Genomic DNA, 23,964 nt, shown 5'->3' on the forward strand with positions numbered 1-23,964 from the left:
CTAACTAACGATATATCTTGCGTATCGTAAGACCTATCAGGAGAATGACAATGACAGGAGGATACGGACGCGGCGGCTGGAACAATCTGGGGCCGATGATCGCCATGATGGCGGCGCAGGCGGCCGGCGACTGGGATCAGGACGAGGAACGCGGCCGGCGCTCAGAACGTGGCGGGCGGGGCCGGCGTGCCGGCTGGCACGATGGCGGCGCGCGGCGCAAGCGTCGCAGCCGCATGTTTGCGACCGGCGAATTGCGCCTGGCGCTGCTCGCCCTGATCGCCCGCGAACCGCGCCACGGCTACGAACTGATCCGCGCGATCGAGGACATGACCGGCGGCAGCTATGCCCCGTCGCCTGGCGCGGTTTACCCCACGCTCCAGATGCTGGAGGAGGAAGGCCAGATCAAACCGGCCAAGTCCAAAACCACCGACGAGGATGGCGACACCGGGGGCAAGAAACCCTTCCGCGCGACCAAATCGGGCAAGGCAGAGCTGGCCGAACGCGCCGAGGAAGTCGACGAACTGATGGAGCGTTTGGGCGAACATGGCGACCGTGCCGAAAAGGTCAGGCAGAAGTCGCCCGACCTGTTCCGCGCCATGGGCAACCTTGCCAGCGTGCTCAAGAACCGGGCGCGCGCGGGCAAGCTCGATCAGAAGACGATCGACGAGATCGTCGACATCATCGACGAGGTTGCCAAGCGCATCGAGCGTTTGTGATTGTCTACAATCCGCGACATTCTCTCCTCCGGTGGCAGGGCTGCCGGGAGGATAGATATGATCGCCCCGACGAAACAGGCACGCTTCGCAGCGCCCCGTCATCTATGGTGGGTCGGGGCCGCCGGTGCAGTGTGGAGCCTGATCGGCGTTGCCGGCTATCTCGCCGCCGAGACCGGCCTCGCGCAGGGCGTGGATCTGCCGAGCGAACAGCTCAACTATTTCGAGAATATTCCCGCCTGGGCGGTCGCGTTCTGGGCGCTCGGCGTCTGGGGCTCGCTGCTGGGCGCGATCGCGCTGCTCTTTCGCAGCCGCCTTGCCGTGATGCTGTTCGCCGCCTCGATAATCGGTATGCTCGGCACCACCATGTATCAGCGTGCCTTCTCCGACTTGCCGCAAAGCATGCAGACGCCGGGGCAGAACCTGTTCGCGGTTACGATCTGGCTCGTTACCTTCGCGCTGTTCGCCTATGCAAATCGCATGGCGGCTAAAGGCGTGCTGCGCTAAGTGCCTAGCCCGCCGTCCCCGCCTTGTCTGCCGTCTGTGCCGCCTCCGCTGCGATCAGCGCGCGGCGTTCCTCGACGAGGCGGATATAGGTGTCGGCGACCACCTGGTTGATCGCCTCCCAGCTATAGTCGAAGCTGCGTTCCTCACCCGCGCTGCCATGCGCCATGCGCAGCGCCGGATCGAGGCAATAGGGCGCTAGCGCGTCGGCCAGTCCCGCGCTGTCGGGCGCGGCATTGCTGCCTCTGCCCTTCAGCGGCACCAGCCGCCCGGTGACGCCGTCATTGACGAGGCTCGTCGCCCCGGTCGCCCCCGCAGCCACCACCGGCAACCCGCAGGCCATCGCCTCGAGCGTGACGTTGCCAAAGGTCTCGGTGACGCTTGGGTTGAAGAAGATGTCCCCGCTCGCCAGCGCCTGGCCCAGTTCGGGGCCGGTCTTGAAGCCGGCGAAGATACCGCCGGGAAGCGTTTCCTTGAACCATTCGCGCGCCGGGCCATCGCCGATCACCAGCACCTTGTGCGGCACCTGGCGCTTGCGCAATTCGACGATCGTGTCGGCGAAGACGTCCAGCCCCTTTTCCATCACCAGCCGCCCGAGGAAAACGATCGCGACGTCGCCGTCCCCCAGTCCGACCTCGCGTCGCCAGGCAAGGTCGCGCTGCTGCGAGGAGAAGATCGTGCGGTCCACCCCGCGCGACCAGAGGCCGATATCGTCGTGCATCTCCATCACGAGAAGCTCGTCGATCATGCTCTGCGAAGGCGCGACCAGCGCATCGCAGCGATTGTAGAACCGGCGCAGCATTGCGGTAATGATCGGCTCGAGAAAGGCCATATTGTAATAGCGCGGATAGGTTTCGAACCGGGTATGGACGCTGGCAAGCACCGGGATGTCGTGATCCTGCGCGAAAGACAGCGCCGCGTGGCCGGCCGGGTCGGGCGAAGAGAGGTGGACGATATTGGGCGCGAAGCGTTCAAGGTCGCGCTTGACCGAGCGGCCCAGCCGCAAGGGCAGGCGATATTCGCCGCGCCCTTTCACCGGCATGCGGACATTGGGCAAGTCTACGAGGTCGCCGGTCGGCGCGAAGTCGGGATCGGGCGTCTTGGGCGAATAGACGCGCACCGCGGCGCCCTGGCCCAGCAAGGATCCGACCAGGCGGTTAAGCGCCTGGTTCGCCCCGTCGCGGGTGTAATTGTAATTGCCGCTGAACAGGGCAATGCGGAGGTCGGACGTGTCCATCGCGCCCGCGTCTAATCGAAGCTTGCGGCTATTGCGAGTGGCTGGAGGAAGCTGTGTGGACGGTGGGGTTCTTTATTTGCCGGGATCGGTCTTTGAGGTGGGCGTCGGCGCGGTTTGTTTCGCGCAGAGGGCGCAGAGGGAGGGGAGACGCAGAGGGTCTCGGATGCGCCGGAGACGCTATAACTGGACCCGCTGAAGCTGGTTGCAAAGGTTGCGAATGAAGGCGGCTTCGCCGAGGAGCTCGCTCTTTGCTCTGCGCCCTCTGCGCGAAACGCTTATCGCCGCAACGCCCAGCTCCCGCGCCAAACCTCGCAGTAAGCGAAAACGCCCGGCAACCGGACACAAAAGCGATCCAGACGATTGACTATTCGACAGCCGCCACTACTGCCGCCGATGGGCCACGCGGTCCCAACGCCGCGCGAGCTCTCTGCAAGGAGAGAATACATGACTGACTACGCACGTGGGCTCCTTCACGAGCCCCCGCTCAAGCCTGAGCGCCCCCAGTTTTCTTCCGGACCCACGGTCAAGTTTCCCGGCTGGTCGCTCGACAAGCTGAAGACCGCATCGCTCGGCCGCTCGCATCGCTCGGCCCATGCCAAGGGTCGGCTGAAATATGCGATCGACCTGTCTAAAGAGCTGCTCGGAATCCCTGAGGATTACCTCGTCGGGATCATGCCCGCGAGCGACACCGGCGCGCTCGAAGCGGCGATGTGGACCATGCTCGATCCCGCGCGACCCGCCACGGTCGCGGCGTGGGAAAGCTTCGGCAATGTCTGGATCCAGGATGCGGTGAAGCAGCTCAAGCTGCCCAACCTGCAGACGCTCAGCGCCGATTACGGCGAAATTCCGGACCTCACTACCATTCCGCAGCGCAACGACGTCGTGTTCACCTGGAACGGTACAACCAGCGGCGCGATGATCCCGAACACCGACTGGCTCGAAAAGGGTCGCGAAGGCGTGACCATCAATGATGCGACCAGCGCGATCTTCGCGCAGGAGATGGACTGGCCCAAGCTCGATGCAACCACCTATAGCTGGCAGAAGGTCATGGGATCCGAGGCGCAGCACGGCATGCTGATCCTTTCACCCAAGGCGGTCGAGCGGATTGAGAGCTACGATCCCGCCTGGCCGCTGCCCAAGCTGTTCCGCCTGAAGAAGGGCGACAAATTGAACCGCGCGATCTTCGAGGGTGCGACGATCAACACGCCCAGCCTGCTCGCGACCGAGGACTATATCGCCGCGCTCGAATGGGCGAAGTCGATCGGCGGCAGAAAGGCGCTGTTCGAACGCGCCGATGCCAACGCCAAGATCGTCAAGGACTGGATCGAAGCGAAGCCCTGGCTGCGCAACATGGTTTCCGACCCGGCCAAGCGCACGAATACCGGCGTATGCATGGTATTCCAGGGCGACTGGTATGAAAGCCTTTCGGCCGAGGACCAGGCAGCGGTGCCTAAGAAGATCGTGTCGATGCTCGAAGAGCGCAATGTCGGCTACGATTTCAACGGCTACCGCGACGCGCCCCCCTCCTTGCGCATCTGGTGCGGCGGCACGCTCGAAGCCGAGGATATCGAGCGGCTGCTGCCCTGGATCGAATGGGCCTACGATACCGTCAAGAACGGTTGATCGGACCTTCTAAACCCTGTTTCAACCGTTCGTGCTGAGCCTGTCGAAGCTCAGATTCGAGCGAAGCCGAGAACCGCAAAGATGCTCTCGGCTTCGCTCGAGCAGCCCCTTCGATAAACTCAGGGCGAACGGGATATCCTAGTTTCCCGGAGCCATTCCCATGACCAAACCCAAAGTTCTCATCTCCGACAAGATGGACGAAAACGCCGCGCGCATCTTTGCCGAGCGCGGCTGCGACGTCGACGTGAAGCCGGGCATGACGCCCGAGGAACTGAAAGAAGTGATCGGCGCATATGACGGCCTCGCCATCCGTTCCTCGACCACGGTGACGCCCGACATTCTCGATGCCGCGACCAATCTCAAGGTCATCGGCCGCGCCGGGATCGGCGTCGACAATGTCGATATCCCCTATGCCAGCGGGAAGGGCGTGGTTGTGATGAACACACCGTTCGGCAATTCGATCACCACCGCCGAACATGCGATCGCGATGATGATGGCCCTGGCCCGGCAAATCCCGGCGGCCAATGCGCGCACGCAAGCGGGCGAATGGCCCAAGAAGGACTTCATGGGCGTCGAGGTGACCGGCAAGACGGTCGGCATCATCGGGGCGGGCAATATCGGCTCGATCTTCGCCGCGCGCGCGCTCGGCCTCAGGATGAAAGTGATCGCCTACGATCCCTTCCTTACCGAGGCGCGCGCAATCGAACTGGGCATCGAGAAGGTCGATCTCGACACGCTGCTCGCCCGCGCCGACTTCGTCTCGCTGCACACCCCGCTGACCGACGAGACCCGCAATATCCTGAGCCGCGAGCGGCTCGAAAACGCCAAGCCCGGCATCCGCATCGTCAATTGCGCGCGCGGCGGGCTGGTGGACGAGGCCGCGCTCAAGGACTGCCTCGAAAGCGGCCAGGTCGCAGGCGCCGCGCTCGACGTGTTTGCCGAGGAGCCGGCCAAGGACAATCCGTTGTTCGGCACGCCGGGCTTCATCTGCACCCCGCATCTGGGCGCCTCGACCACCGAGGCGCAGGTCAATGTCGCGCTGCAGGTGGCCGAGCAGATGGCGGATTATCTCGTCAATGGCGGCGTCGCCAATGCGCTCAACATGCCGAGCCTGTCGGCCGAGGAAGCGCCCAAGCTCAAACCCTACATGGCTTTGGCCGAAAAGCTGGGCAGCCTGGTCGGCCAGCTCGCGCACGGCAACCTCACCAAGATCAGCATCGAGCGCGAGGGCGCGGCGGCGGAATTGAACGGCAAGCCGATCACCGGCGCGGTGCTAGCGGGCTTCATGCGGCGCTATTCGGACAGCGTGAATATGGTCAACGCGCCCTATCTCGCCAAGGAACGCGGCCTCGAAGTGAGCGAGGTGCGCCAGAACCGCGAAGGCGCGTTCAGCACGCTGATCCGCGTCACGGTTGAAACCGATGCCGGCCCGCGCTCGGTCGCGGGTACCCTGTTCGGCAACAATGCCCCGCGGCTGGTCGAGATCTTCGGGATCGGGATCGAGGCCGACCTCGCCGGCCCGATGCTCTATGTGGTCAACGACGACAAGCCGGGCTTCATCGGACGGATCGGCACGCTGATGGGCGAACGCGGTATCAATATCGGCACCTTCAACCTCGGCCGGCGCGATGCGGGCGGTGAAGCGGTGCTGCTGCTGAGCGTCGACGAAGCGCCGAGCGATGCCGTGATGGCCGAAGCCCGCGAGGTCGAGGGCGTGAAGATGGTGAAGGGGCTGAGTTTCTAGCGCTTGGTTTTGGAACCGCTCGTGCTGAACTTGTCGAAGCACTGAACTTTCTTCTAGTGCGCCGCTTTAAGTGAAGAACAGCCCTTCGACAGGCTCAGGGCGAGCGGATTTTGCAAATGAACCATCCCACCGATCTCCTTCCCGAGGGCCTCGAGGACCGCCTGCCCGCCTCAGCCGCGCGGATCACCGCGGCCATGCGCGCCTGTCTCGAAACGCTCGATGCGCATGGTTACGACCGCGTGCGCCCGCCGCTGCTCGAGTTCGAGCACTCGCTGGCGAGCCGGATGCTGGGCGCGGGTACGCAGCGCTGTTTCCGCATGACCGATCCGGCGAGCCTGGAGACGCTCGCGCTGCGCAGCGATATTACGCCGCAGGTCGGGCGGATCGCCGCGACGTCGATGAAGCATGCCCCGCGGCCGCTGCGGCTGGCCTATGCCGGCGACGTCGCGCTCATCCGGGCGAGCCAGCTCGATCCCGCCCGCGAGCGGCTGCAACTGGGCGCCGAGCTGATCGGCGCGGACACGGTCGCGGCGGCGAGCGAGATCGTCACGCTCGCGGTGGCGGCGCTCAGGGCGGCAGGGCTCACCGGCATCTCGGTCGATTTCACGCTGCCCGACCTTGTCGATACGCTTGCTGGTCGGGAGGGGAGCCACACACCCGAGCAGCTCGCGGCGATCCGGCGCGAGCTCGACACGAAGGATGCGGGCGGGCTGAAAGCGGCGGGGGGCGAGGCCTATCTGCCGCTGCTCTATGCCGCGGGCCCGATCGACGAGGCGCTTCCGCGCCTGCGCGCATTCGATACAGGCGCGGCGCTCGCCTCGCGCACCGCCGGGCTCGAGGCGATTGCCGAAGCGGTGGGCGAGGATGCGCGCGTCACGCTCGACCCGACCGAGCGGCATGGCTTCGAATATCAGAGCTGGTTCGGCTTCACGCTTTATGCCGATGGGCCGGGCCGGGACGGCGCGCCGGCGGGCGGGGCGCAAACGGGCGCGCTGGGACGCGGCGGCACCTATCGCATCGGCGGCAGCGCGGAAGCGGCGAGTGGCTTCACGATCTATGTCGATGCGCTGAGCGACCTTGCCCCCCAACCGGAGCCGACACGTACGCTCTATCTCCCACGCGGCCACGATCCCCAGGCCGCCGCCCGTCTGCGCGAAGAAGGTTGGCGCACGATCGCCCAGCTGAGCGACAGCGAGGAACCGCAAGCGCTCGGCTGCACCCATGTGCTGGAAGAGGGCGAGACGCGGGCGCTTTAGAAATGAGCGCATCGTCCCGGGCGAAGGGCGTAAGGCCAGCCCGCCATTTTCCTACTCGGCGCTTCGCGCGCATAGTCCCGCACCATGTCGCGTCCTCTGTATTCCGCCTCGCACCCCGCCGGATCGAGTGATCGCTTCGCTCGATCGATCGCGCACGGGCGAGGGCAGGAATCTTTTCGCCAGGACCGTGTTCCATGTGTTCCATCCTGTAGGACTTGACCCTCTCTACCCGCCCCGCGCCGGGGCGCTTGCCCTGCCGCGCGCAAGCGCCTAGGCCCCGCGCGGTTCGCCGGATCGCCGGCCCCGTCCAGACAGGGATATGCATGGCCAACGTCACCGTGATCGGCGCCCAATGGGGCGATGAAGGCAAGGGCAAGATCGTCGACTGGCTCGCCAGCCGCGCCGATGCCGTGGTCCGCTTTCAGGGCGGGCACAATGCCGGGCACACGCTGGTGATCGACGGCACCACCTACAAGCTCTCGCTGCTGCCCTCCGGCATCGTGTCGGGCACGATGAGCATGATCGGCAACGGCGTCGTACTCGATCCCTGGGCGCTGCGCGACGAAGTCGAGAAGCTGGAAGGGCAGGGCGTGCGGATCACCGACGACAACCTCGCCGTCGCCGACAATTGCCCGCTGATCCTGCCGCTGCACCGCGATCTCGATGCCTTGCGCGAAAGCGCCGCGGGTAAGGGCAAGATCGGCACCACCGGGCGCGGCATCGGCCCGGCCTACGAGGACAAGGTCGGCAGGCGCTCGATCCGCGTATGCGACCTGGCGCATCTGGACGATTTCGAGCCGCAGCTGGATCGCCTTTGCGCCCATCATGACGCCCTTCGCGCAGGCTTCGACCAGCCGCCGGTCGATCGCGCGGCCCTGCTCAAGGAGCTGCGCGACGTCGCCCCCTTCGTGCTGCGCTTCGCCCAGCCGGTGTGGAAGCGCCTGAAGAAGGTGCGCAAGGCCGGCGCGAAGATCCTGTTCGAGGGCGCACAGGGCGTGCTGCTCGATGTCGATCACGGCACCTATCCCTTCGTCACCAGCTCGAACACGGTGAGCGGGACCGCGGCGAGCGGGAGTGGACTGGGTCCGGGCGCGACCGGCTTCGTGCTCGGTATCGTGAAGGCCTATACGACGCGGGTGGGCAGCGGCCCGTTTCCGACCGAGCTCGACGACGAGGTCGGCCAGCGTCTTGGCGAGCGCGGCCACGAATTCGGCACCGTCACTGGGCGGCAACGCCGCGTCGGCTGGTTCGACGCCGTGCTGGTGCGCCAGACCTGCTCGGTCTCGGGCGTGACGGGCATCGCGCTGACCAAGATCGACGTGCTCGACGGGCTGGAAACGGTGCGCATCTGCACCGGCTATCGCCTGCGCGGCAATGTCTACGACTACCTGCCGAGCCATGCCGGCGATCAGGCCGCGGTCGAGCCGATCTACGAGGAGATGGAGGGCTGGAGCCAGAGCACGGCGGGCGCGCGCTCCTATGCCGACCTGCCGGCCAATGCGATCAAGTATATCCAGCGCGTGCAGGAGCTGATCGAATGCCCGGTATCGCTGGTTTCGACCAGTCCCGAGCGCGACGACACGATCCTGATGCGCGATCCGTTTGAGGATTAGGGCGGCGAAACGGGCGCGGCGGGGGCCGGGGTGGGCTCTACGGAATGGCCCGCAATTGAGGATTATGGGCAGCCTGTATAGGCTGCATGGCTTCGAGACGACATGAAACGGATTGCCGCCCTTCTCCTTACCCTTGCCGTCGCCGCCTGCGCTGGATCGGCGAACGCGCCTGCGGGAGAAGTCGCGGCGTCGCGGTCGGTCGAAGCGACACCGCCGCCCGCCACCCGCAGCGTCCCCGCCAGCCGATCGCTTGCCCGCGGCGAAGCAGCCCTTGCCGACTATCTCGTGGTCGACAAGTCGCGCCGGATGCTGGTGGCCTACAATCGGGGCCGCCCGATCCGCGCCTATCGCGGGCTTCAATTCGGTGACGCGCCGCAGGGTCACAAGCGCTTTCAGGGGGACGAGCGCACGCCCGAGGGGCTCTACACGATCGACACGCGCAATCCGCGCTCGTCCTATCATCTCAGCCTGCGCATCTCCTATCCCAATGCTTCCGACCGGGCCTTCGCTCGCCAATATGGCCGTTCGCCCGGCGGCGACATCTTCATCCACGGGCAACCGACCGGGCGACCGGGCCGCATGCGCGGCGACTGGACCGACGGGTGCATCGCGCTCTCCAATGCCGAGATCGAGGAGCTGTGGCGTCTCGTCCCCGACGGCACGCCGATCGAGATCCGGCCCTAACCGCGGTTTTCGGAGAGCAGCGCCACCTGCACCTGAAGCCGCTTCACCTCGCGCAGGATACTCAGCATGTTCATGCGCGCGAACAGCCATTCCTTGATAAAGCCTTGCAGGACAAGGATGCCGACAAGGGCAAGTCCCCAGCCCATCGCTGCTTCATAGGTCGAGGCCGTGAGGGCTCTATAGGCTGCGAACAGAAGCAGAATGCCGAGCGCGAAGGCGAAGCCGAACACGAGCTTCGCCCAGCCACCGAGCGGTCCGCCCAGGCTGTCGCCGAGCTGGGTGAAGAGGCCCCGATCCGCCTCGATCTGGTCAAGGAAGGCGCGGTCGTCATCGTCGAGCGCGGCGGCGATACGTTGGTCATGATTGGTCATAGGTTTTCTCCTTCAAATTCGGGGGTGAGCGCGTCTTTCAGTTTCCGGCGCGCATGAAACAGGCGGCTTTTGGCCGTGCCTTCGGGGATCGACTGGACCTCGGCGATTTCGCGCAAGGTTAGCCCTTCGATGAAGAACAAGTGTGCGGCGAGCCGCTGGTCGGGTGGTAGGCTTGCGAATGCCTGGCGGATCGCCAGCGTTTCGCCGGGCGGGGCGTCAGGCCGCGTTAGCTGCTCGCTCGGTTGCGTGGTTAGCGCGGCACGGTCCTTCGTCACGCGGCGCAGGTGGTCCGCCCCGCGGCGATGGAGAACGGCAAAGGCGTAGGATCGGAACCGCGCCGGATCGCGCAGGCGGGGAAGGCCCTTGAAGATCGCGAGCCAGCATTCCTGCGCGAGGTCGAGCGCGGCGTCCTCGCCCGCGCCATATCGCCGTGCCGCCCGCGCGAGCCGCGGGTTCCAGCGGCGATACAATCGCTCCGCCGCCGCGCGGTCCCCGGCCTGCGCCTCGACCACCAACCATTCGTCGAACAACGCGCCCGACGAGGGGCTGATAGCCGGGATCGAGGCGGATTTCGTGGTCATCGCTTGGGTAGTCGCGTCGCTAGGCCAAATGGTTCAATCGCGGCGGAGGTAAACCCGTGTTATACGCGCAAATCTTGACTTGATCTTCCTTTGTTCTACACCCGTTCCGGTTCAGCAGAGGGTGATTCGATCATGCAGCACGACGTTCAGACCGCCGATTTCAGCTATGGCAGCGCTTCGGATAGCTCCGGATTGCCGGCGCGGGTGGCGATCTTCGCCGATCGCTCGTCCTGGCGCTCGCAGGCTGCCGAGGACCTCGGCGGGGCGGGCTTTCGCACGATCGACGGCGGCAGTCTGCAGAGCCTGATCGAAGGTCCGATCGCGCTTCTGGGCGACGTCGTGATGATCGATTGTCCGGCGATCGAGGGCGGGGCGCTCGCGGCGCTGGCGCGGCTCGACATGCGGGTCGCGCAATCCGGCGCCAAGCTGATCGTCTCGACATCGATCGACGCGCTCGACGATGTGTTCGCCGCGCTCGATCAGTCCGATCCGCAGATCATGGTTCAGCCGAGTCGAGCCGAGCGGATCGTTGCGGTGGGCCGGGTGCTCGCGGAGATAGCCGATCCGCGGGTTCGCGAGATGAGCGAGGAAGACCGGCTGAGCCTGCTTCATCTCTCGCGCCAGGTCGATGCCATCGCCAGCAAGCTCGAGGGCCTGTCCGATCGCCGGTTCGCGCCGACCGGCGAGGGACGGTCCGGAACCTCGGACGAGGCGGGACCGGCACCGCTCGCCGCCGTCGGAGGCGTCGCTTCGGCTGAGCCGGCAAGGCGCAAGGGCGGCGCGTTTGCGCTACCCGATCCGCGCCATGTCCGCCGCATCATCGCCTCGCGCCAGGCGCGCGCCAAATTCTTCGAAGACGAATTGTTCGCCGATCCCGCCTGGGACATGCTGCTCGACCTGACCGCCGCCTATGCCGAGGATCAGCGCGTTTCGGTGACCTCGCTGTGCATCGCCGCCATGGTGCCCGCAACCACGGCGCTGCGCTGGATCAAGCAGCTGGTCGAAAACGGCGTTTTCCTTCGCGTTGCCGATCCAAGCGATAAGCGGCGCGCCTTCGTGGTGCTGAGCGATCGCTCGCGCGATGCGATGGCGCGCTATTTCGCTGAGGTCGAAACGCCGATGCTGCAACAGGCCGCCTAAGGCACGCCGCGGCTCCGCCGCCGGCTGGATGGCACGTTCACTCGCCGGTTCGCTCGCCGACCGTTTCGCGGCGCAGGATGACGGTCAGGCCCTCGCCCTGTCCGGCGGCTGCGGCTTTGGCGCAGGTGCCTTGGGCGCAGGATGGCGCCTGTTCGCACGTCAAGCGCACAGCGTCTGCGCGCGCCCGGGCGAGGATCGCATCGGGCACTCCGGCCTCGCTGCAGACTACATCCGCTTCGCCCAGCCAGCGCGCCTGTCGGATCGTCAGATCCTCGGGATCATCGCTCGCGAGGTCGATACGTTCGGTCCGCGCGCCCGCGGCACCGTTCGGATGGGCAAGCCACGCCTCGACGCGGTCCGCCGAACCTTCGCGCAGAACATCGAGATGGCCGCCTTCGCCAAGCGCTGCATCGATGGCGCGGCGGCGCTCGGACGCTTCGGGGAACGCCTTGCGCAGCGCTGTGCGGGCGGCGAACAGCGCCGAGGCGAGCGCACCCAGTCCTTGCGGCAGAAGCCGCTCCAGCCGCAAGCGGACATGCTTGGCCAGCCCCGCTGAGGCGCCGCCCGTCCCGACCGCAACCACCAGCGGGGTCCGATCGAGAATGCTGGGCGTCGTGAAATCGCAAAGGTCCGGGCGATCGACGACGTTGACGAGCAGCCCGGCACAGCGCAGGCGGATCGCCGCCGTTTCGCACGCGCTCGCATCCTCGTAGGCAACGAAAGCCAACCGCACGCCTTCATCGACCGCGCGCTGCTCGTCACGCAGGACGATGCCGCCGGCGCGCTCGACAAGCCGCGCCTTGGGCTCCGCTGCGGAGCCTTCGCCCAGCACCAGCACGCGCTGGCCGGCAATCCGGTGAAACAGGGGGAGGCTGGGCAACACTTGGCCAGAGGGCGGGCGAGCAGGGGCCTGCGTCATCGCACCGCCCGGCTCAGCCAAGCCATTCCGGGACGCGCTCGGCGTCCATGATCGCGGCGGCATCGATGCGTTCCGCGACCACCGCGAACCGATCGCCATCGACCAGCACCTCGGGCACGAAGCCGCGCGAATTGTACGATGAGGCCATAGTCGCGCCATAGGCTCCCGCGGTGCGGAAGACAGCGAGGTCGCCCGCGGCGAGCGTGTCGGTCAGCCGTCCGGTGGCGAATGTGTCGCCGGTCTCGCAGATCGGGCCGACGATGTTCGCCGTCATGTCGCTGCCGCGCGGCGTAACGGCGACGAAATCGTGCCAGGCGCCGTAGAGCGCCGGCCGGGCGAGATCGTTCATCGCCGCATCGACGATGACAAAGGGATGTTTGAGGCCGCGCTTCACCCGCACGACCCGCGTCAGCAAGATGCCGGCATTTCCCGCAATCACACGTCCTGGTTCGAAGATCAGCCTGACGTCCCATCCTTTCGTAACCCGGGCGACCATCGCGCCGTATTCGGCCGGCGAGGGCAATTCTTCGTCCGCGCGGTAGGGCACGCCGAGCCCCCCGCCGAGGTCGACATGGGTGATTTCGTGTCCCGCGCCGCGCAGCGAGGAGACGAGTTCGCCGAGCTTGGCGAAAGCCCTTTCGAGCGGGGCGAGGTCGGCAAGCTGACTGCCGATATGCACCGCGACGCCGCGCAGCCGGATCCCGTCCTGCCCCGCCAGACGTCCGAAAATCTGCCCCGCCTCGCCGATCGGCACGCCGAACTTGTTGTCCGCGCGTCCGGTCGAAATCTTGTCGTGGGTGCCTGCATCGACATCAGGATTAACCCGCAAGGCGCAGGCCGCCTCGCGCCCCGTTCCGGCGGCCAGCGCAGCGAGCTCCAGCCCTTCTTCCTCGCTCTCGATATTGAACTGTCCGATCCCCGCCTCGAGCGCGGCAACCAGCTCGGCCGCGGTCTTGCCGACGCCGGAAAAGACGATCTTCTCCGGCGCGATCCCCGCTTTCAGCGCGCGGCGCATCTCGCCCACCGAGACGACATCGGCGCCGCAGCCCTGTCGCTGCAACACTTTCAGCACGGCGAGATTGGGGTTGGCCTTGACCGCAAAGGCGACGAGCCTGTCGGGAATGTCTGCCAGGGCTTCGTTGAACATCTGCGCGTGCCGCTCCAGCGTGGCACGAGAATAGACGTAGACGGGCGTGCCGACCTCCTCGGCGATGCGGGGGAGGGGCACGTCTTCGGCATGCATCACGCTGTCGCGGATCGCAAAATGGTCCATGTCGGGCGGGTTGCAGTCCTAGTCCGGGGGAAGGTCGAAGGGGTCGTCTTCGCGCTCTTCGGAGCGGCGGCGCAATTCGACGCTGCGCTCGGGCGCGGCGAGGGTCGGCAGTTCGAGCAGCTGTTCGGCCTCGGGCCGATCGACCGCACCATAGCCGGGCGGCGGCAGGGTGGCGCCCGGTGCCGGCTCCAGCGGCTCGCGCGCGCCGCACCCGGCAAGGGCTGCGGCGAGCGCAACCAGCAGTATCGCCGTTGGACCGTTTCGCCTCATTTCACATTCCCAGTTCATCGCGCGCTTCCTCGATCCTGGCTCGTACCTGTTCGGGCGCGGTTCCGCCATAGCTCGCGCGTGCGGCGACCGACGCGTCGATCGACAGCGCATCGTAGACCCGATCGTCGATGCGCGCATCGACCGCCTGCAGCTCGTCCAGGGCGAGGTCGGACAAAGCGACGCCCTTGCTTTCGGCGAGCCTCACCGCGGCACCGGTGATGTGATGCGCCTCGCGAAAGGGAATGTCGGCTTCGCGCACCAGCCAGTCGGCGAGATCGGTCGCGGTGGCATAGCCGCGCTGCGCCGCCTCGCGCATTCGGGCGGTGTCGAAGCTCGCCTCCGCGATCATTCCGGTCATCGCCGCGATGCAGAGCTCGAGCAGCCCCGCCGCCTCGAACACCGGTGGCTTGTCGTCCTGCATGTCCTTCGAATAGGCCAGCGGCAGACCCTTCATGGTGATGGTCAGCGCCGTCATGCAGCCGGCGATCCGCCCGGCATGGCCGCGCACCAGTTCGGCGGCGTCCGGGTTCTTCTTTTGCGGCATGATCGAGCTGCCGGTGGAGAGCGCGTCAGGCATGCGCACGAAACCGAAGGGCTGGCTCGCCCATAGGATCAGCTCCTCGGCCAGCCGCGAGAGATGGACCCCGCAGGCCGTCGCGACCATCAGGAAATCGAGCGCGAAATCGCGATCCGAGACGGCATCGAGGCTGTTGCGGGTAGGTGCCTCGAAACCCAGTGCCCGGGACGTCGCCTCACGGTCGATGGGAAAACCTGTCCCGGCGAGCGCCGCGCTGCCCAGCGGGCACTGGTCCAGCCGCCGGCGCGCATCGGCGAAGCGCGTGCGATCGCGCGCGGTCATCTCGTAATAGGCCATAAGATGATGGCCGAGCGTCACCGGCTGCGCGGTCTGCAGGTGGGTGAAACCCGGCATGATCGCATCGGCATGATCGCCCGCCCGAGAGACGAGCGCGCGCTGGAACGCGGCAAGCCCGGTATCTACCCGGTCGATGGCGTCGCGTACCCACAGGCGAAAGTCGGTCGCGACCTGATCGTTGCGACTGCGCGCGGTGTGGAGACGCCCCGCCACCGGGCCGATCAGTTCGGCAAGCCGCGCCTCGATCGTCATGTGGATGTCCTCGAGGTCCCAGTCCTCGGGCACGCCGCCTGCTTCGTATTCCCGCGCGATCTCGTCGAGACCCCGCTCGATCGCCTCGGCGTCCGCGGCAGTGACGATTCCCTGCGCCGCCAGCATCGCGACATGCGCTTTGGATGCGGCGATATCCTGTCGCCAAAGCGCCTTGTCGAACGGTATCGAGGCATTGATTTCGCGCATGATCGCGCTAGGCCCGTCGGCAAAACGGCCGCCCCACATCTGGTTGGAGGCGGCTTTGCCATCGGTCCGGGGCGATGCGTTGTCCGTTTGCGAGGAGGAGTCAGTCATGATCCGTTCGATGATGATGGCGGGCGCCGCCGCGCTGCTGCTTGCCGGGTGCGATAATGGGGCGGGCGAGGGCGCGCAAGGCGCGGCGTCTTCGGCGCCAGCCAAGGCTTCGTCTTCGCCGCCGCCGCAATTGTCCGGCCAGATGGTGCGGACCTATGCGGGAACGCCGTTGCCCGATCTCGCCTTCGAAAACCCGCAAGGGCAGGTGTTGGACTTGGGCGAGCTGGAGGGGCCGGTGCTGATCAATCTGTGGGCGACGTGGTGCGCGCCCTGCGTCGTGGAGATGCCCGCGCTCGACAATCTCGCGGGCGAATTGGGGGACGAGGTCCGGGTGCTGACCATCAGCCAGGACGCGCGCGGCGCCGAAGTCGTTGTGCCGTTCTTCGAAGAGCGGGACTTCGCGCATCTCGAACAATGGCTCGATCCCGACAACGATCTCGCGGCGGCGTTCACCGATGGCGGATTGCTGCCGGTCACGGTGCTGTTCGATGCGGATGGGAAGGAAGTGCTGCGGGTCGCGGGCGGCTATGAATGGGACAGCGAGGAAGCGATCGCGCAGCTGCGAGAGGCGCTGGCGCAGGGCTAGGAACGATGGGCATGGGAGAGGAACAGGCGATGGGAATGCCGGCACAGGGGACACCCTGGAAAGACGTGCGCGGCGAGCTCGAAGCGCGCGGCGCGGGCGATGCCAAATGGCGCGACGGGAAGACCGCGGTCTATGTCTTCAACGCCGGGCCCGAAATCGCGCAGGTGCAGCACGAGGCCTATACGCTCTACATGGCGGAGAACGGGCTCGGTCCGCTCGCCTTCCCCTCACTGGCGCAGATGGAGCGCGAAGTCATCGAAATGGCGCTTTCGATCCTTCACGGACCGAAGGGCGCGACCGGCTGCATGACGTCGGGCGGGACCGATTCGATCACCATGGCGATGAAGGCTGCGCGCGATCATGCGCGGGGTACGAAGGGGCTCACCAGCCCGGCCAATATCGTCCTGCCGCAATCCGCGCATCTCGCCTTCGACAAGGCCGCGCATCTGATGGATATCGAGGTCCGGCGCGTGCCGCTGAAGGAGGATGGCAGCTACGAGGTCGACCCGGTCGCGATGGAAGAGGCCTGCGATGCGGGCACCATAATGATGGTAGGCTCCGCGCCCAACTTCCCGCACGGCGTTATTGACCCGATCGAGGCACTCGGGGAGGTGGCGGCGGCGCGCAATATCTGGCTCCACACCGATGCCTGTGTCGGCGGCTATTTCGCGCCTTTTGCGCGAATGAACGGCGTCGCGGTTCCTGCGTTCGATTTCGAGGTGCCCGGTGTCATGTCGATGAGCGCGGACCTGCATAAATACGGCTATGCCGCGAAGGGCGCCTCGACGGTCCTGTTCCGCTCGCAGAAACTTTACGACTTCATGCCGTTCGACATGAAGAACTGGAACGGGGCGCCTATGAAGACGCCGACGCTTGCCGGCACGCGGCCCGGCGGCGCAATCGCGGCGGCCTGGGCGGTGATGAACGTGCTGGGGGTCGAGGGCTATCGCGAGAAACAGGGCCTGGTCTGCGAGACCCGGCGGCGCGTGGAAGAAGGGTTGGCGAGGCTCGGCTTCGAGGTGCTGGGTAAGCCTGTCCTCGGCCTTATCGCCTTTCGCCATCCCGATCACGACGCCTTCAAGCTCTATGGCGAAATGTACCGCAAGGGCTGGTTCACCTCGATCACGGTCGATCCGCCGAGCCTCCACTTGATGCTTTCGCCCAAACATGCCGAGGTGATGGACGATTACCTCGCCGATCTTGCGGACAGCGTGCGCGCAGTCGCGGCGGGGAAGGAGGGTGAGAAGGTGGAGGCGCGGTATAGCTGACTTCGAGCCAGCCCTTCGCTTGCGCTCGGGAGTTTTCACGCGAAATCGTCCCCCGGACGATTTCGTCTAGTGAAAACTGGTGGGCGATGACAGGCTCGAACTGCCGACCCTCTCGGTGTAAACGAGATGCTCTACCAACTGAGCTAATCGCCCTCGTCCCCTCGCTACACAGGTGCAAGCAAGTGGGAGCGCGCCACCTAGGGGCGGGGCGTGCTCGGGTCAAGATCGCTAACGCCTTCCCCTTTGTCATCCGCCGCCCGCGCCGCTAGGGCGCTCGGCCAATGGGTAGACCCAAACTTCTCGTTCTCGGCACCGGGGGCACGATCGCCGGGGTGGCGGGCGATGCGATGCGGCACGACTATCGGCCTGGGCAGATCGGGATCGAGGACTGGCTGGCCGATGCCGGCAAATTCGCGCTCGACGTCGATTTCGCGGGAGAGCAGATCGCAAATATCGGCTCCGAAGACATCGGTCCGACGGTCTGGGCGAAGCTCCATGCGCGGCTCGAAAGCGCGGTGGAAGATCCCGCATATGACGGCGCGATCGTCACTCACGGCACCGACACCGCCGAGGAAACCGCCTTCCTCCTCGACCTTACCTTGCCGCTCGCCAAACCAGTCGTGCTGGTCGGCGCGATGCGACCGGCGGACGCGGTGGGGAGCGACGGGATGCGCAATTTCGTCAACGCCGCGCGGGTCGCGAGCGATCCGGAAGCGGCCGGGCGCGGGGTGCTACTGGTGATGGGCGACCGCGTGCTCGCCGCGCGCGATGCCCGCAAGGTGAGGACACGCGGCACCGACGACGCCTTTCGCGGTTTCCCTCGCGGCGCGGTCGGCATCGTCACCCCTGCATCGCTCGAATGGTTCGGCAAGCCGTGGCGCGAGGAGGCGGCCGCGCGCTTCGTCTTTCCCGGCGCGTTTCCCCACGTGCCCATCCTCTACGCCGCGGGCGGCATCGACGCAGCTCAGGCCGACGCACTCCTCGCGAGCGATGCGCGCGGGATCGTCGTCGCTGGGGTCGGCGAGGGCAACATGCCCGACCCCGTGCGCCGGCTGCTGGCCGCGAGGGCGCGCGATGGCCTGATCGTTGTGCGGGCGAGCCGGGTCGACGAAGGGCTGGTCGACCGCGAACCCGAGGACGATGCCAACCGCTTCGTCGCCGCGCGCGCGCTCAACCCGCAAAAGGCAAGGACGCTGCTGATGGTGCTATTGGCGAATGGGGTCACCGACCCGGCGCGGATACAGGGGGTGTTCGACAATCCGTGAGAAGGTACGAGTCCCTGCGAAGGCAGGGATCTCCAACCGCAGAGCGCAAAGCCGATAGAGGTCCCTGTCTGCGCAGGGACTCACGCTGGGCCTACCCCCAGGGCGTCACCAGATATTTCTCGCCCGTTTTCATCTGCTTGTAGTCGAGAATGGCCTCCTTCTCGAGCATGCCCTCTAGATCGACCTTGCGCTTGTAACTGCTGGCGAAGGTCGTCGTCAGGTTGTCCAGCACGCGTTGGCGCATGCGCATCACCGTCTCCATGCCCGCCTTTTGCAGGAACGGGGTCAGCAGCCAGCCCGACAGCGTCCAGCCGAATCCGTAGGACGGCGTCAGGATGGTCGGCCCGAAATCGAGCCGGCCATAGATGAACATCCGTTTCTGCTGGTTCGAGCCGTAGCGCGAATATTCGCTCATCTTGGCGACCGCGACCTGCTCCATCGCCTTGAACACATTGTCGACCGCCTTGCCTCCGCCGATCGGATCGAAGCCGTAGAAGGCGTCGGTCGCATCGATCGCGGCGCGCAGATCCGCCATGAAGCTGTCGGCCGAGGAATTGACGACATGCTTCGCGCCCAGTTTAGTCAGCAGCTCTACATGCTCCTCGCGGCGCACGATGTTGACGAGTTCGATATCGTCCTCGGCGCAGATCTTGATCAGCATCTGTCCAAGGTTGGAGGCGCCAGCGGTGTGGATCATCGCCTTCGCGCCGTCCATCTTCGCGTTTTCGGCAAAGCCCAGCGCGGTCATCGGATTGACGAAGCTCGAGGCGCCGTCCTCGACCGAATGATCGCCCAGCGGCAGGCACATGCCGGCATCGGCGAGCGCATATTGGCTGAACGCGTTGCCGGGAACGCAGGCGACGCGCGCGCCCATCAATGCCTTCGCCTGATCCGCATCGCCGGTCGCCACCACCGTGCCTGCGCCTTCGTTGCCCGCGGGCAGACGCTGTCCATGCCGCGCTTTTTGTCCCGAAAGGAAAGGCTCGGGCATCTTCGCCACAACCTTGCCGGGCGAATAGTGCGCATTTTCGAAATCCGCGGCACTTGTCAGGATCGCGAGGTCGGAGGGGTTGATCGGCGCCGCTTCCATCTTGACGAGCACCTGGCTGCCGGTCGGCTCGGCGAAGGTCTCTTCGCTCAGTTCGAGGATAAGCTCGCCTTCGGCGGTGAGCATGGTGAAAAGCTGTTGTCCGGTGGTGGTCATATGTCCTCTGCCTCATTTCGTCTGAAGTTTCGCTCGCGGCTTTTTTCGATCGCGGGGGCTTGTGGCTGCCCGGTCCGGGCGTATCTCCGTTCGCCTCGGCCTTGCTTAGCTTTTCGCGCGGGACCAGTTCGAGAAGGGCGATCATGATTGCCCAGACGGCAAGTGTCGCCTGCAATCGTGGCGGCGGCGCGATCTCCATCGGATCCACGAGCATATTCGGCAACGACCAGATCACGAACGCGGTGAGACCGGCGTAGAACAGTTTATAGGGGCTGTAAGCGAGATATAGGATCGAGATGACGATCGCCGCGCTGAAGAAGAGCACGAAGCAGAAGTCATAGAGCGAAAGCTCGCTCGTTCCAGCGAGGACGAAGCCCAGGACCGCGCCGAAAACGATGTTCATCCCGCGCAGATTGGCATCGTATTCGCGCTGGGTCATCCGCGCCGTCGTCGGTATCTTGTACCACTTCGTCATGCCTATTCGTCATCCCCCGGATAGGTCGCCTCGACGAAATACAGCCCATGGGGCGGCGCGTTAAGCCCCAATTCGCTGCGGTCCTTCGCTTCGAGCGCGTCGGCGATCCGGCGCTCGCCCCAGCTGCCCTGGCCGACGAGCTTGAGGCAGCCGACCATCGAGCGCACTTGGTGATGCAGGAAACTGCGCGCCTCGGCGTGGATGCGTATCTCATCGCCATCCCTCTCGACGTCGAGCCGGTCCAGCGTCTTCACCGGATCCTTCGCCTGGCAGTGGGCGGAGCGGAAGGTGGTGAAATCGTGCCGCCCGACAAGGGCCCGCGCGGCGCGGTGCATGGCCTCGTGATCGAGCTGCTGCGGGACGTGCCAGACACGGTCCTTCGCGAGGGTCGGCGGAGCGCGGCGATTGATGATGCGGTAGAGATACCGCCGCCCGGTGCAGGAGAAACGCGCGTGCCAGTCCGCGGGCACCTCACGGCAATCGAGGACGGCGACGGGGGCGGGGCGCAGACGGGCATTGAGTGCTTCGGCCAGGCGGAAGGGCGCGATGTCCTTTGTCAGATCGACATGGGCACGCATGGCAAGCGCATGCACCCCCGCATCAGTGCGCCCGGCGCTGTGCAACCGCACATCCTCGCCGGTGATCCGCGCGATGGCTTCCTCGATTGCCTGCTGGACGGACGGCCCGTGTTTCTGCCGTTGGAGGCCTTGGAAAGGGGTTCCGTCGAATTCGATGGTAAGCGCGAATCGGGTCATGGGGCTAACGGGTCATTCCCGCGAAAGCGGGAACCCAGGGTCGTGTAGCGCTGCCTAGCCCTGGATCCCCGCTTTCAGGGAGATGACAGTGGAGGGGGTCGGTCACTTAAGCACCGTCCCCACCTCAACTGGCCGCCCGCGCAGGAACGCCTCGCGGTCCATCGCCGGCTTGCCGGCGCGTTGCAGGCGCGAAGGGCATAGGGCTCCTTCACCGCAGGCGATGGTGAAGTGCTCATCAAGCACTTCGCCCGGCGTGCCATTCGCCCCGATCTCTTCGGCCAGCAGCAACTTGATCCGTTCGTTGCGGTATTCGAACCAGGCCCCCGGGAACGGCGCGAGCCCCGCCACATGCCGCACTAGCTCACCCGCAGGCCGCGACCAGTCGATGCGCGCTTCCGCCTTGTCGATCTTGGGGGCGTAGGTGGCGAGAGCGTCGTCCTGTGGCTGCGCCTCGTAGCCCTCCAGGTTCGCCAGCACCTCCACCATCGCGCCTGCGCCGAGCTCTGCCAGTTCCGCGGTCAGCTCCCCGGTCGTCTTGTTCCCGATCGGCGTGCGCACGATGTGCAGCATCGGCCCGGTATCGAGCCCCTCTTCCATGCGCATGATCGTCGCTCCCGTCTCCTCGTCCCCCGCCATCACCGCGCGGTGGATCGGCGCTGCGCCCCGCCAGCGCGGCAGGATCGAAGCGTGGATGTTGAGACAACCATGACGCGGCGCCTCCAGCACCGCGCGTGGCAGGATCAGCCCATAAGCCGCGACCACCGCGATATCGGCCTTCAGCGCGGTAAACGCAGCCTGCGCGTCCTCATTGCGCAAAGACTTGGGCGTGCGCACCTCCAGCCCCAGCGCCTCGGCCCGCGCATGGACCGGCGATGCGCGCAGGACCTTGCCGCGCCCCGACCGGCTGGGCGGCTGCGAATAAACGCAGGCGATGTCGTGACCCGCCCCGTGCAGCTGGACCAGCGCCGGCACCGCGAAATCCGGCGTTCCCATGAAAATGATGCGCATCGTGCTCCTGTCCCCTCCCTGCGGGCAGGGCAGGAGATTGGGTTGTAAAATCTCTCGAAGCGCCCCTATCTCCCGCCCCATGGCATCGCAAGAGATCGAACAGTTGAGCCAGGCCCTCGCGCGGCTGCCCGGCCTCGGTCCGCGTTCGGCGCGGCGTGCGGTGCTGTGGCTGGTGAAGAACCGCTCGCAGGCGCTTCCCGACCTGCTCGAAGCGCTCGACATGGTTTCGCAGCGATTGGTCGAATGCAGCATCTGCGGCAATGTCGATACCAGCGACCCTTGCGGCATCTGCGCCGATCCCAAGCGCGATGCGAAGAGCCTGTGCGTGGTGGAGGATGTGGCCGATGTCTGGGCGCTCGACCGTGCGCGCCTGTTCCAGGGACGCTACCACGTGCTTGGCGGCAAGCTCTCCGCGCTCGACGGGATCGGCCCCGAAGACCTCAACATCGCCGCCTTGATGACCCGCGTCGAAGACGGCGCGCTCGACGAGGTAGTGCTGGCGATGAACGCGACGCTCGAGGGACAGACCACCGCGCATTACCTCGCCGAACGGCTCGAGCCGCACAAGCTGCGCATCACCCAGCTGGCGCACGGCCTGCCGGTGGGCGGCGAGCTCGACTATCTCGACGAGGGCACGCTGGCGCAGGCGCTGCGAGCGCGCAGGCCGGTGGAGTAGAGAGTGGGGCGAATTCGGGGCGCAGGGCTCCCTTGAGCTTTGCCCCGCATGGCCCTATTTTAATCGAATGGCTATTCGCGAAATTCTGGAAGTGCCCGACCCGCGGCTCAAGGTCGTCTCCGAGCCAGTCGGCGAGGACGAGTTCGACGCCGATCTGAAGCAACTGGTCGAGGACATGTTCGAAACCATGTACGCCGCGCTTGGCATTGGCCTTGCCGCGATCCAGGTCGGCGTGCCCAAACGCGTGCTGGTGATCGATCTTCAGCCCGACGATCCCGACTGGGAACCGCCTGAACCGAGCGAGGATGCGGCAAATGACGAGGGAGGCGAGGCGGCAGACGACATGGAGCCGCCTCGGATCAGGCAGCCGCGCGTCTTCGTGAACCCGGTGATCGTGGATCCCGCGCCGGAGATGTCGACCTTCAACGAAGGCTGCCTTTCGGTGCCCGAGATCTTCGCCGACATCGATCGCCCCGCGACCTGCACGGTGCGCTATCAGGACCTCGAGGGAAATCACCATGAGGAACAGCTCGAAGGCATGCTCGCAACCTGCCTGCAGCACGAGATGGATCACCTCGAAGGCGTTCTCTTCATCGACCACCTCTCGCGTCTGAAGCGTCAGATGGCACTGAAAAAGCTAAAGAAATTGCGCGCAGCGGCGTAGTTGTGTCGCGAAGGCGCATCCGCGCCTTCGTCCTCGGTGCTGTTCCCTACGCTACGCTTCGGGGCACCGTAGTTTATCCTGAGCGGCTGGCTTGCCGGCCAGTCGAAGGGGGCGGGCGGTCGCCCTCGCGACGCCACTGGCGTCGATACTCCTTCTCCCTCACCCGCTCATCCTGAGGAGATCGAAGCCGTAGGCTGAGGCCGTCTCGAAGGACCCGCCTCCTAACCCTCCGTTTTGATCCGCGCCAATGCGGCCTTGACGTCGCGGATCACCTCTTCGCACATTTGCGTGCAGCGACGGCAATGGCGGTCGTCATGCATCGCGCACAGGTCGCGGCACTGTTCGCAGGCGACGATCGTCGCCAGGCCCATCGCGCGGATCGCGAGCACATTCTGCCCCGTGCGGCGCGAACCCATGCGGTAGAAGGCGGTGCAGGCGTCGGAAGCGTCGAGGCACCGGCGGATGCACTCGGCGCGCTCGCTCGCATTACTCTCCGCAAGGCAGGCATCCGCGCACGAATTCATGATCGCCGCACCATACATCGCGTGCTTCACCGCCTCGCCCAGATCCGAATTGTAATCCTCCCCAACCTGTGGGTGGTCCTGTATCATTTCCTTGATCGACATCGCGTATTCTCCTCTTGTCATTGTCCGATGAGCGAACGGGGCTGGGGATTGGTTCCGGGACCTGTGGA

General features: G+C 65.9%; 24 protein-coding genes and 1 tRNA gene. 13 read left to right on the forward strand and 12 right to left on the reverse strand.

The genetic code is table 11. The features are described 5' to 3' along the window. Positions 1 to 50 precede the first annotated feature (50 nt). Positions 51 to 716 (forward strand): PadR family transcriptional regulator, encoded by a 666-nt coding sequence (locus V2I30_RS01290; protein ID WP_330660257.1) that lies wholly within the window; start codon positions 51 to 53, stop codon positions 714 to 716. Between the two features lie 57 nt (positions 717 to 773). After that, positions 774 to 1,220, forward strand: a complete 447-nt coding sequence (locus V2I30_RS01295; RefSeq protein ID WP_330660258.1) for a hypothetical protein — start codon at positions 774 to 776, stop codon at positions 1,218 to 1,220. 4 nt (positions 1,221 to 1,224) lie between these two features. Here the strand turns inward: V2I30_RS01295 and V2I30_RS01300 are convergent, their stop codons facing one another. Beyond that, complete coding sequence (locus V2I30_RS01300; RefSeq protein ID WP_330660259.1) at positions 1,225 to 2,454, reverse strand: glycosyltransferase family 4 protein; 1,230 nt, start codon at positions 2,452 to 2,454, stop codon at positions 1,225 to 1,227. A gap of 444 nt (positions 2,455 to 2,898) precedes the next feature. On the opposite strand from V2I30_RS01300, the gene V2I30_RS01305 reads away from it, so the two are divergent. The 5 genes from V2I30_RS01305 (at position 2,899) to V2I30_RS01325 (ending at position 9,374) form a co-directional block, all read left to right on the forward strand. Continuing rightward, positions 2,899 to 4,077, forward strand: coding sequence for a phosphoserine transaminase (locus V2I30_RS01305; protein WP_330660260.1), 1,179 nt, complete (start codon positions 2,899 to 2,901; stop codon positions 4,075 to 4,077). A gap of 160 nt (positions 4,078 to 4,237) precedes the next feature. After that, complete coding sequence (gene serA / locus V2I30_RS01310) at positions 4,238 to 5,821, forward strand: phosphoglycerate dehydrogenase (protein ID WP_330660261.1); 1,584 nt, start codon at positions 4,238 to 4,240, stop codon at positions 5,819 to 5,821. Positions 5,822 to 5,937: 116 nt separating this feature from the next. Continuing rightward, entirely contained in the window at positions 5,938 to 7,077 is a 1,140-nt protein-coding gene (locus V2I30_RS01315; protein ID WP_330660262.1) for an ATP phosphoribosyltransferase regulatory subunit, read from the forward strand. Positions 7,078 to 7,400: 323 nt separating this feature from the next. Beyond that, positions 7,401 to 8,690 (forward strand): adenylosuccinate synthase, encoded by a 1,290-nt coding sequence (locus V2I30_RS01320; RefSeq protein WP_330660263.1) that lies wholly within the window; start codon positions 7,401 to 7,403, stop codon positions 8,688 to 8,690. Between the two features lie 102 nt (positions 8,691 to 8,792). After that, on the forward strand, positions 8,793 to 9,374 hold the full coding sequence (locus V2I30_RS01325) for a L,D-transpeptidase family protein (RefSeq protein ID WP_330660264.1): 582 nt from the start codon (positions 8,793 to 8,795) through the stop codon (positions 9,372 to 9,374). Here the strand turns inward: V2I30_RS01325 and V2I30_RS01330 are convergent. Continuing rightward, the gene (locus V2I30_RS01330; RefSeq protein ID WP_330660265.1) at positions 9,371 to 9,745 is read right to left on the reverse strand and encodes a DUF6768 family protein; all 375 of its coding nucleotides are present in this window, start codon (positions 9,743 to 9,745) and stop codon (positions 9,371 to 9,373) included. The genes V2I30_RS01325 and V2I30_RS01330 overlap by 4 nt on opposite strands. Next, the gene (locus tag V2I30_RS01335; RefSeq protein ID WP_330660266.1) at positions 9,742 to 10,326 is read right to left on the reverse strand and encodes an RNA polymerase sigma factor; all 585 of its coding nucleotides are present in this window, start codon (positions 10,324 to 10,326) and stop codon (positions 9,742 to 9,744) included. The genes V2I30_RS01330 and V2I30_RS01335 overlap by 4 nt, the downstream gene beginning before the upstream one ends. Before the next feature lie 132 nt (positions 10,327 to 10,458). Here V2I30_RS01335 and V2I30_RS01340 point away from each other — a divergent pair, with 132 nt between their 5' ends. Then, positions 10,459 to 11,466, forward strand: a complete 1,008-nt coding sequence (locus V2I30_RS01340; protein ID WP_330660267.1) for a MarR family transcriptional regulator — start codon at positions 10,459 to 10,461, stop codon at positions 11,464 to 11,466. A gap of 37 nt (positions 11,467 to 11,503) precedes the next feature. On the opposite strand, the gene V2I30_RS01345 is transcribed toward V2I30_RS01340, so the two are convergent. The 4 genes from V2I30_RS01345 to argH are packed head-to-tail and all read right to left on the reverse strand — an operon-like array spanning position 11,504 to position 15,300. Continuing rightward, a complete protein-coding gene (locus V2I30_RS01345; protein WP_330660545.1) occupies positions 11,504 to 12,349 on the reverse strand; it encodes a precorrin-2 dehydrogenase/sirohydrochlorin ferrochelatase family protein in 846 nt (281 codons plus the stop codon). 49 nt (positions 12,350 to 12,398) lie between these two features. Beyond that, on the reverse strand, positions 12,399 to 13,658 hold the full coding sequence (gene lysA / locus V2I30_RS01350; protein ID WP_330660268.1) for a diaminopimelate decarboxylase: 1,260 nt from the start codon (positions 13,656 to 13,658) through the stop codon (positions 12,399 to 12,401). Between the two features lie 18 nt (positions 13,659 to 13,676). After that, positions 13,677 to 13,946: a hypothetical protein gene (locus V2I30_RS01355; protein ID WP_330660269.1), complete on the reverse strand. Its 270-nt coding sequence runs from the start codon at positions 13,944 to 13,946 to the stop codon at positions 13,677 to 13,679. Beyond that, positions 13,930 to 15,300, reverse strand: coding sequence for an argininosuccinate lyase (gene argH, locus V2I30_RS01360; RefSeq protein WP_330660546.1), 1,371 nt, complete (start codon positions 15,298 to 15,300; stop codon positions 13,930 to 13,932). The genes V2I30_RS01355 and argH overlap by 17 nt, the downstream gene beginning before the upstream one ends. A gap of 67 nt (positions 15,301 to 15,367) precedes the next feature. Here argH and V2I30_RS01365 point away from each other — a divergent pair, with 67 nt between their 5' ends. Both V2I30_RS01365 and V2I30_RS01370 read left to right on the forward strand, forming a co-directional pair. Then, positions 15,368 to 15,955 carry a TlpA family protein disulfide reductase gene (locus V2I30_RS01365; RefSeq protein ID WP_330660270.1) on the forward strand — a complete coding sequence of 196 codons (588 nt, stop codon included), beginning with the start codon at positions 15,368 to 15,370 and terminating at the stop codon, positions 15,953 to 15,955. A gap of 11 nt (positions 15,956 to 15,966) precedes the next feature. After that, positions 15,967 to 17,223, forward strand: a complete 1,257-nt coding sequence (locus V2I30_RS01370; protein ID WP_330660271.1) for a pyridoxal phosphate-dependent decarboxylase family protein — start codon at positions 15,967 to 15,969, stop codon at positions 17,221 to 17,223. Positions 17,224 to 17,300: 77 nt separating this feature from the next. Here V2I30_RS01370 and V2I30_RS01375 read toward each other — a convergent pair. Then, a tRNA-Val gene (locus tag V2I30_RS01375) sits at positions 17,301 to 17,376 on the reverse strand. Between the two features lie 128 nt (positions 17,377 to 17,504). On the opposite strand from V2I30_RS01375, the gene V2I30_RS01380 reads away from it, so the two are divergent. Next, entirely contained in the window at positions 17,505 to 18,488 is a 984-nt protein-coding gene (locus V2I30_RS01380; RefSeq protein WP_330660272.1) for an asparaginase, read from the forward strand. Between the two features lie 91 nt (positions 18,489 to 18,579). Here V2I30_RS01380 and V2I30_RS01385 read toward each other — a convergent pair whose 3' ends face one another. From V2I30_RS01385 to fmt, 3 genes are all read right to left on the reverse strand, one after another. Then, positions 18,580 to 19,692, reverse strand: a complete 1,113-nt coding sequence (locus V2I30_RS01385) for a zinc-binding dehydrogenase (RefSeq protein ID WP_330660273.1) — start codon at positions 19,690 to 19,692, stop codon at positions 18,580 to 18,582. Between the two features lie 477 nt (positions 19,693 to 20,169). After that, positions 20,170 to 20,922, reverse strand: a complete 753-nt coding sequence (truA, locus tag V2I30_RS01390; protein WP_330660274.1) for a tRNA pseudouridine(38-40) synthase TruA — start codon at positions 20,920 to 20,922, stop codon at positions 20,170 to 20,172. A 102-nt stretch (positions 20,923 to 21,024) separates the two neighbouring features. Continuing rightward, positions 21,025 to 21,930 carry a methionyl-tRNA formyltransferase gene (fmt, locus tag V2I30_RS01395; protein WP_330660275.1) on the reverse strand — a complete coding sequence of 302 codons (906 nt, stop codon included), beginning with the start codon at positions 21,928 to 21,930 and terminating at the stop codon, positions 21,025 to 21,027. 79 nt (positions 21,931 to 22,009) lie between these two features. Between fmt and recR the strand changes: the two genes are divergently transcribed. Both recR and V2I30_RS01405 read left to right on the forward strand, forming a co-directional pair. Next, entirely contained in the window at positions 22,010 to 22,606 is a 597-nt protein-coding gene (gene recR / locus V2I30_RS01400) for a recombination mediator RecR (RefSeq protein ID WP_330660276.1), read from the forward strand. A gap of 67 nt (positions 22,607 to 22,673) precedes the next feature. Continuing rightward, entirely contained in the window at positions 22,674 to 23,270 is a 597-nt protein-coding gene (locus V2I30_RS01405) for a peptide deformylase (RefSeq protein WP_330660277.1), read from the forward strand. A gap of 221 nt (positions 23,271 to 23,491) precedes the next feature. Here the strand turns inward: V2I30_RS01405 and V2I30_RS01410 are convergent, their stop codons facing one another. After that, positions 23,492 to 23,896, reverse strand: a complete 405-nt coding sequence (locus tag V2I30_RS01410; protein ID WP_330660278.1) for a four-helix bundle copper-binding protein — start codon at positions 23,894 to 23,896, stop codon at positions 23,492 to 23,494. Positions 23,897 to 23,964 lie beyond the last annotated feature (68 nt).

Origin of the sequence: Erythrobacter sp., from assembly GCF_036351135.1 — a bacterium.
GTDB lineage: Bacteria > Pseudomonadota > Alphaproteobacteria > Sphingomonadales > Sphingomonadaceae > Erythrobacter.